General features: G+C 70.9%; 4 protein-coding genes. 2 read left to right on the top strand and 2 right to left on the bottom strand.

Annotated features, from left to right (window positions below; translation table 11 throughout):
- Positions 1 to 356: 356 nt before the first annotated feature.
- On the top strand, positions 357 to 1,490 hold the full coding sequence (locus tag RM812_RS40450; RefSeq protein WP_311585747.1) for a MucR family transcriptional regulator: 1,134 nt from the start codon (positions 357 to 359) through the stop codon (positions 1,488 to 1,490).
- Positions 1,491 to 1,527: 37 nt separating this feature from the next.
- Positions 1,528 to 2,628, top strand: coding sequence for an NYN domain-containing protein (locus RM812_RS40445; protein ID WP_311585745.1), 1,101 nt, complete (start codon positions 1,528 to 1,530; stop codon positions 2,626 to 2,628).
- A gap of 87 nt (positions 2,629 to 2,715) precedes the next feature.
- Here RM812_RS40445 and RM812_RS40440 read toward each other — a convergent pair whose 3' ends face one another.
- Positions 2,716 to 3,849, bottom strand: coding sequence for a hypothetical protein (locus tag RM812_RS40440; protein WP_311585743.1), 1,134 nt, complete (start codon positions 3,847 to 3,849; stop codon positions 2,716 to 2,718).
- Positions 3,850 to 3,954: 105 nt separating this feature from the next.
- Positions 3,955 to 5,137, bottom strand: a 1,183-nt coding sequence (locus tag RM812_RS40435) for a hypothetical protein (RefSeq protein WP_311585741.1), incomplete at its 5' end; no start/stop codon positions are given.

Here is a 5,137-nt window from a genome sequence, read left to right as displayed (position 1 = left end):
CCGGAAACGACGCCTGCTCGGACTGCTCACCCGCGGGCGAACCCATCGCAGACGCCCCTGAACGACGAAGCTGCCCCCGCCGTGCTACGCGCACAGCAGCATCCGGCCTCTCCCGCATCAGCAGCCGAGGAAGCAGATGTCGGCACCCGGATGCCGCTACCGCGTGGAGCCCCCGCGCCGACCAGCGTCCGGCCGTAGCGCCTGTGGCCGGCGCGCTGGCCGATGCACTGTGAGCCGGGCGGATTGGCGAACCCGACGGCGAAGAGCAGCGGCGCCAACTGTTCGAACTGTGCGATGACGGCGCGGTCCCTGAGACGGTCGACCTGTCCGGCGCGGTGCAGGTGGACTTCGGCGCGATGCGCTCGCTGCACCAGCATTGGCCCGACGATGAGCTGCATGTGGACGAACGGGCCCGCATCGCCTGGTTCCTGCGCTACAACGGAGCGGACGGCGACGACTGGTCGCGGAACAACCACGGCTCGTTCATTGCGCGCCGGGTGCCGCTGACCGAGGAACGCGCCCAACTGGTAGCTGACCTCCGCGCCGCGTACGCACCCGGCGATGCCGGTCGCGAAGTCAAACGGGAGAGGATGACTACGGTGGGTTCAGCGCGGGCGACGTGCACTGCGTGCAGACAGCGAACGGCGGTCGCCAAAGGGCTCTGCCTGCGCTGTTACAAACGTGCCCGCGCCGGCCGCCCGATCGATGACACAGAGCTCGAACGGTACGGGCAACCCGACGGGCACGGCCACTACGGCATCCTCGACGACGACGGCACCAGCGTGCTGTGCCACGAATGCGGTCGCCGCTACCGCTCGCTGGGCGCACACGTCAGCCGGGCACACGGCATGAGCGCGGCCGAGTACAAGACCACCCACGGCCTCTCCCGCAGCCGCAGCCTCGCCGCCACCGCGCTGCGCGAGACCTTCTCCCAGCACGCCTCCGCCCGCGTCGGCAGCGCAGGCTGGCGGCGCTTCGAGACCGCCCGCGATCCCCAGGCCGCCGCGCACGCCCGGACCTTCCCCCCCGCCCCCGCCCAGACCCGCCGCTCACAGGCCACGCAGTCCGTGACCAACGGCAAGGCCTCCCGCAAAGTCGTGGTGCGCACCTGCCCGGGCTGCGGCGCCCAGTGGTGCCCGCTGCCCGGCGGCTACGCCCGCAAGACCTGCCGGGCCCCCGAATGCATCCGTGCCCTCGCCTCCCGCGCCACCCGCGACCACGCCCGCCGCCACGCGGTGACGATCCGCCCACTGACCGACCACGAACGCCACCAACTGCGCACGCTGACCGGCTCCGCGCTGAAAGACCTGGTCACCAGGCTGAAGAATGACGACGGCTTCATGCAGAGGAACCTCGCCGCGGCGGTGGGCATCAGCGAAGCGGGCCTGTCGCGCTTCCTGTCCGGACACCGCGTCCCGAGCACTGACCGCCCCCGCCCCACGGCGTCCACGCGTGCCGCGAAACCGGCGGAAGCGTCAGGGCGGGTGTGATGGACTGGCAGCCGAACGAGGTCGAGGGGGAAGTTTCGTGGACCGCTGCATCGTCCTGGTCGACGTCGGATACCTTCTGGGCGCGGCGTCGACGCTGCTGACGGGTGACGCCGCGCGCTCGCGCCTGTCCGTCGACCACGCAGGGCTGATTCAGCAGATCCGCGAACGCGCGCAGACCGAGACCGGGCAGCCGCTGCTGCGGATCTACTGGTTCGACGGGGCACCGGACCGGGTGCCCCAGCCCGAGCACCGACGCCTACGGGTGATGCCCCGGGTCACCGTGCGCCTGGGCATGCTCACTCGCGTTGACGGCCGCTTCCAGCAGAAGGGCGTGGATGCTGCCATGCACGCTCAGCTGACCGAGCTGGCCCGGCATAAGGCAGCAAGCGACATCGTTCTGATCACGGGCGACGGCGATCTCCTGCCTGGAGTGACGGCGGCCAAGGAACACGGCGTCGCCATGCATCTGTGGGCCGTGCAGGCCGCCGACGGGGCTTACAACCAGTCCGAGGACCTGGTCGCCGAAGCCGACGAGCGGCAGTTGCTGGACCGCGACTGGCTCACCCGGGCCATCATCGCGGCCGAGCCGACTCCGCCAGATACTCTGGCGCAGTCTGTATCGAAGCCGCTCGTGCCAGCCGAGCACCGCGACTCACCTCGGGCTGTCGTCCCGGCGCCCGCCCGCGCCCCCAGCCCGGGCGACCTTGCTCGGTCCGCGCCGTCTGCGGCGCTGCGCTGGTCCTCGGACGTCGGTTGGATCGACCCCGACGATGGGCTGCCTCTCCTGGCAACCCTCACGACCCCGCAAGAGGTCTGGGTGGACCATGAGCAGGATCTCTCGGTGAGCGGCGAGCCTTATGAGGTGGGTGGCACCTTCGGCACCCGCTGGGCCGAGCGTCTCCCACGCGACCAGGCCGAAGACCTTTTCGCCAGACTGGAGCAGACGCGTCCGCGGATCCCACGTTCCCTCGACGGTGAACTACTCCGATATGCCGCGAGGTTCGGCACCATCGGCAACGAAGTGCTGGACATCAGTGACGATCACAGGATGCAGTTGCGTGCGGGGTTCTGGCACGGGATCGAGCAGTCGAGCGGGACGTCACGAACCAGGGTCTCGAGCGAAGCACGCAACTCGTAAGGACCGTACGGCGCACCAGGGCAGGCACAGGCACGATCCACAAAGCCCCGCCCCGAGGAGCTGAACCGGCCCCTCGTTCGGGCCCGCTCACTCTCTCGCAGCGCGAGATTGCAGGAGGATGCCGTGAGCTGCGGCTGTGTCTCCCGGCCGCAGTGTCCACGGCACGGACGAGATTTCGGCGAGCCATCCATCGGCCAGGAGCCGCTGGACGATGATGCCGCGTAGCGTCCGCGGCCAACCCAGGCTGGAGCACAGCTGACCGTACGAGGGGCCGTGCCTGTGCCTGGCCCGGAACAAGGCGGTGGCCTGGGCAGCTTGAAGGCCGTGGCCGGGGTGATGCTCCTTCCAGGCGTCGTACGCGTCGCGCACGTGGCGCGGGGCCTTGCCGGTGTAGCGAGTGCTCGTGAACGCGGCCGCCACCTGGGCGCGCGGAAGACGGCAGACGGTGCAGCGCTCGACCGCTTCCGCGTTCTGCCGCACCGTCGGGCGGGCCTCTTGCTTCCACTGCGCCCACTCAGCCTTGGTGGTCCGTGCTGGCCGGGGGACCTTCCACGGGCCTTTCCGCGGTGGCGAGTCCTTCGGATCGGCCCGATGAGGCAGCCGTCCAACCACGTTCCGCATGGAGGAGTCGAGCCGGTAGCGGTCGCCGCCGAGATGGGCGAGGAAGCCGCTCGTCATCAGGCCGGGCAGGCAATCACGGCAGGGCTGCGGCAGGTCGTCCGGGAGCGTGCCGTTCAGATGGTTGGAGGCGTGAGCCGCCAGGAACAGCGCGGCCAGCTGAGCAGCCGGCGAAGTCCCCGCGAGCGGGGAGACAGCCAGGGTGCGCGCGGTCCAGCCAGATACCCGCGACCGCGGGTCCTTCCCGAGGGGAAGAGGGTGACCCTCGTCCGGTCCGACCGCCAGGGCCGGCACCGTCACCAGGGCCGGAGTGTCGGCGCTTGGGTCCAGAAGCAGGTCAGGAAGCTGCCAGCCCAAAGCACGCAGATCAGCAGCGGCCCGGTCCGCATCGTCCAGGCGAAGCGCCCGCACAGCGGCGGCCGTGATCCTCCCGGTACCGCCCCGCGCGGCCCGGATGGCGATGACCACGGCGAGCAGCTGGGCGTCAGGCGAGGACAGCGGCAGGGCAGCCGCGTAGGAAAGGAGACAACGGGCGGCATGCCCCTGCGGGATGGTCAGCAGGAAGGACGCTACCGGCGCCGGGAGTGCGGCATGCTTCGACATGATCGCCATTGTCTCCTGGAGGCCGGCCCGCCCGTCATCATCCCGCAGACGGCCGGGCCAAGACGGCCGTACCGTCACGGTGTTCGCCCGGACGGGCGCCGTGCCTCAAGCCGGGAGCGGACAGGTGAGCGGAAGCACGCGCTCCGTCAGCTGCCCCGTGAGCTGGGTGTCGGTAAGGGCGGTCTCGGCGAGCCAGTCTGCTGTGGTCAGATGGTCGACCAGGTGCTGCAGTTCGCCCGATTCGATCGGGACCCAAGCAGTGAGAGCGTGCAAGGCGATGCCCTGGCCACCGGGACCGAGGCGTCCCGCGGCGTCGGTCTGGGTGGCCAGCGTCAGCGCGAGGAGCCGCGTGTCGGCGGTGGCCTTGGCCTTGCGGAGCTTCTTGTCCGAGATGACCTTCTGGGCCCAGCCGGAGAGCTTGGGCCGCATCTTCTTGCCGAACGTGAACGGGCCGGCTTCGCCGTCGCGGGGGACCAGGGAGGGGATGGTGATCGGGGTGGGGTTCTCCGGCCGGGAGGCGAGCAGGTCCCCGGCGGTGCCGGGCAGGGTGAGCCAGCCGCAGCCGGTCAGCTGCTCGACCAGGCCCTCCGGGTCGGTCAGGCCCAGCGCGTTGAGGTCCTGACCGACGAGGTTGCCGGTGCCCTTGTGCGCAGTGCGCAGGGTCAGCATCAGCGTGAGCAGCCGTGCCTCGGAGCCGGGCAGCGGGCTGTGGTTGGCCACGTACGCGAGGACAGAGCGGGCGTGATCCCCCTGTGTTGGTGCGGTCAGCAGGCGTGATACGGCCGGCCCGTCGCCGTCCACGATGCCGCCGGTGCGCTGCTGGTGCTGGAAGCGGGCGGCGGTGGCGGCCTGCTCGGCGCGCCGGGCCTCCAGCCGCAGGCTCGTAATGCCGCTGACGTCGGCCCAGGTGGTGAAGGCCTGTGCCTTGCGCTTGTGGAGGTCGGCGAGGAGCTTCAGGTCGGGCTCGGTGCGCTGCTGGTAGGCGCGGAAGAGGTCACCGAGTTCGACGAGATCGTCCCGCAGGGCGACGGGCCGCAGATCGTGGGGGATGACACGCTGGGCGATCTTTGCTTGTGGCGGGCGGCGGCGTACCGGGGCGGAGCGGGGAGCAGGCAGCCCTGTCCCGGCTGCGGCCTGGGGGTTGGAGAACTGCGGCGTGCCCGCCCCCGGGGCTACGGGGGTCGGGGGTTCGTCCCCGGTCTGGGGTCCGGGGGCTTGGGAGGTGGCTGCCGTCTTCGCGCCGGGTGTGGCGGCTGCGCACCGCGAGCAGCACTCCATGGCCTTCCAC

Origin of the sequence: Streptomyces lancefieldiae, assembly GCF_031845825.1 — a bacterium.
Lineage (GTDB): Bacteria > Actinomycetota > Actinomycetes > Streptomycetales > Streptomycetaceae > Streptomyces > Streptomyces lancefieldiae.
Note: the sequence above shows the minus strand (reverse complement) of the source record. Positions and strands in the feature narration are given on the sequence as shown.

Excerpts from the sequence above, each read along its gene's own strand:
- RM812_RS40450 (WP_311585747.1), top strand. The coding sequence starts at position 357 with ATGCGCTCGCTGCACCAGCATTGGCCCGACGATGAGCTGCATGTGGAC.
- RM812_RS40440 (WP_311585743.1), bottom strand. The coding sequence starts at position 3,849 with ATGTCGAAGCATGCCGCACTCCCGGCGCCGGTAGCGTCCTTCCTGCTG.